At 59.0% G+C, this 3247-nt stretch carries 2 protein-coding genes; one reads left to right on the plus strand and one right to left on the minus strand.

Going from position 1 to position 3247, the window contains the following annotated elements:
• The coding region (dnaK, locus tag IQ273_RS31860) for a molecular chaperone DnaK (protein WP_228054282.1) at positions 1–2803 on the minus strand (2803 nt) is incomplete at its 3' end.
• A 263-nt stretch (positions 2804–3066) separates the two neighbouring features.
• Here dnaK and IQ273_RS34610 point away from each other — a divergent pair.
• On the plus strand, positions 3067–3201 hold the full coding sequence (locus tag IQ273_RS34610) for a hypothetical protein (RefSeq protein WP_255534764.1): 135 nt from the start codon (positions 3067–3069) through the stop codon (positions 3199–3201).
• Positions 3202–3247: the final 46 nt, after the last annotated feature.

Consider the following 3247-nt stretch of genomic DNA (forward strand, 5'->3'; position numbering starts at 1 on the left):
CGCTCCAGTTGTCGTCGTCGTAACGGGGGGCCGGTCGGCGATTCATAGAGCGATCTACTCCAGTAATGCCATCTCCTCGTTCTGGGGCGGCGGCAGGACGGGGTTGGCCTTGAGGAGCCTGCGTCTCGGGGGGGCGGCTGGCGGGTGCCGACTGGCCCCAGGGGTCGTCATCCCAATTATTTGGAGGCGCTGCTGCGGTCGGCGAGCTGGGACGGTCATAGGGATCGTAGTTCTGAGTACCGTAACCCTGAGCATCGTAGCCGCGATTTACGGAGCGATCGGGAGCTGCCTCGGGGCGCGTACCCGTACCGGCCCCGCCTGTTCCGTCATCTCGATACCCGGCATTGCCGTAGCCCCCGCTACGTTCTGGGTCACGGGGATCGCTGTAGCGCGGATCATTGTAGCCAGCGTTGTCGTAGCCAGCGCCATCATAGCCAGAGTCATCGTAGCCACGCCGGGCTGGGGCAGAGTTTTGATCTCCATAGTCGGGGCGATTATAGCCCGACTGATCGTAGCCAGGGGCTGGCCTACGCCCTTCGTCGGGCTGCCCGTAGTCTTGACGACCGTAGTCCTGGCGGTCATAACCAGACTGGCTGTAGTCTGCGGCGGGCGATTGGGGACGATTGGCTGGAGGGCGATCGTAGCCGGGGTTGCTGTAGCCCTGACCGCCATAGCCTGGGTCGTTATACTCTTGGCTGCCATAGCCCGAGTCGTTATAACCCTGGGCGCTGTAACCCTGGTTGCTATAGCCTTGACCGCTATAGCCGGTCGTACCGTAGGCGCGGTTGTCGTAGGCCGGGCTGCCGTAGCGCTGTCCACCCGCTCCACCGCGATTGTCGTAGTCCCAGTCGTCGTCCCAGTTGCCCCAGGAGGAATTGCCCTGGTAGCCGTAGTTGGGTCGCGCATCCAGGTCGTCGTCAAAGGCGAAGGTTTTCTTCAGGGTGTTGCCAATTTGACCTAGAATGCCGCCTTCAGGGGCATCTTCAGCCTCGTACAGATAGGCTTCGCGGTTGAGATCGTAGAGTTCGTCCTGCAGTTCGGCCTGAGCTATGTCGATACCGCGCTCATCGCTTTGCTCCAGGTAGTCGCGCAACTCTTGCACCAGTCCTTCGATGCGGCGACGGCGATCGCGGGCAAACTGCATACCAAAGTCAAGCGCCACCTCCCGCAGCAGCCGCTCGGCCTGGAAAGTGAGTGCCTCAGCCCGATTGCGTTTCTCGACCCGCTCCCGCTGCAGGCGATCGGTTTCAGCAAACTCCTCCGCCTCACGGATCATGCGCTGCACTTCGCCTTCTTCCAGGTTGGAAGCGCCCTGCACCGTCAGGCTCTGCTCGCGCCCGGTAGTTTTATCCATCGCCGAGACTTGCAGAATGCCATTGGCATCAATATCAAAGGACACCAGCACCTGGGGCACACCGCGCGGCGCGGGAGGAATGCCCATCAGCTTGAAGCGGCCCAGCGATTTGTTGTCACCCCCCATCTCGCGCTCGCCCTGGAGCACGTGCACCTCTACCGAGGTCTGGTTGTTCTCGGAGGTCGAAAAAATGTCCGATCGCCGCACCGGAATCGTGGTGTTGCGGGGAATCACCTTCTTCATCACGCCGCCGATGGTCTCCAACCCTAGCGATAGGGAGGTGACATCGAGCAGCATAATGTCTTGAACTTCTTGGGTGATAATGCCCGCCTGTACCGCTGCGCCAACCGCCACCGCTTCATCAGGGTTTACCGCCTGGCTGGGTTCGAGACCAATTAACCCGCGCACCAGATCTTGCACCATGGGCATACGGCTACCGCCGCCCACCAGCACCACCTCGTCGATGTCGTTGGGGGTGAGGCCCGCGTCACTTAGCGCCTGTTTGAGGGGAGCACGCAAGGCGCTGACCAGATCGCCACACAGCCCGTCAAACTGCGATCGGCTGAGGCGCGTCTCAATATGCTTGGGGCCGTCAGGAGTTGCGGTAATGAATGGCAGACTAATTTCGGTGCTGGCCACACCCGACAGCTCAATTTTGGCCTTTTCGGCAGCCTCAGTTAAACGCTGCAAGGCCTGGCGGTCTTTGCGTAGGTCAATGCCTTCTTTTTCGAGAAACTGGTCGGCTAGCCAGTCGACAATTTTGGTGTCAAAGTTGGTGCCACCCAGCTGAGTATCGCCCGAGGTCGATCGCACCTCAAACACCCCATCGCCCACATCGAGAATGGACACATCGAAGGTACCGCCGCCCAGATCAAACACCAGAATGGTTTCATTCTGAGCCTGGTCAAGGCCGTAGGCTAGGGCGGCCGCCGTGGGCTCGTTAAGAATGCGCTTGACCTCTAGTCCGGCAATTCGTCCGGCGTTGCGGGTGGCCTGGCGCTGGGCATCGTTAAAGTAGGCGGGCACGGTAATTACGGCCCCGGTGACCGGCTGACCCAGGTAGCGGCTGGCCTCATCCGCCAGCTTGCGCAGCACAATAGCCGAAATTTCTTCGGGGGCAAAGTCTTTTTCGAGGCGGGGGCAACGAATTTTGACGTTACCCGCCTCATCGCGACGAATGGTGTAGGGCACCCGCTTAGACGACGGGTCTAGCTCAGCGTAGCGGCGACCCATGTAGCGCTTGACGCCGTAGAACGTGTTTTGGGGGTTGAGCACCGTCTGCCTGCGGGCCATCTGACCCACCAGGCGCTCGCCTTCTTTGCTAAAGGCCACCACCGAAGGTGTTGTGCGCATCCCTTCAGCGTTGGCAATTACCACCGGCTTGCCACCCTCCATTACAGAGACCACTGAGTTGGTCGTGCCTAGGTCGATGCCAACTACTTTTCCCATTCGCTCTGGCGTCTCCTTATCTGTCTGTCTGCGTGCTCAATGAAGGTTAGCACCGAGGGGGCGTTGATTCTGCCAACCTACTTACATCAACTTTCTTAATGATAGTCTGTCACAGGCTGGCCTAGATTCTACCGCACAGGTTAAGAGGGGTTTAGGGTTTTAGGTGCAAGATTTAGGGCTTGGCTCTGTCCTTGCACCTAAAACCCTAAACCTTGCACCCCGATCACCCATTAGACTGAGCATAATCCCGATAGACCACTCCTATGGTGCAAACTCGGCACAGGTTCTACAGCTTTGACGACTATCTGGCCTACGACGACGGCACAGAGAATTTTTACGAGCTATTTAATGGAGAACTGGGGCAAACGGTCGTTTGCCCATGGCATCACGTCCTATAAATTAACCCGCTCCGGTAAAATTCTGGGATGACTGAAACCCCATCCC

Origin of the sequence: Nodosilinea sp. LEGE 07298, assembly GCF_015207265.1 — a bacterium.
Classification (GTDB): Bacteria; Cyanobacteriota; Cyanobacteriia; order Phormidesmidales; family Phormidesmidaceae; genus Nodosilinea.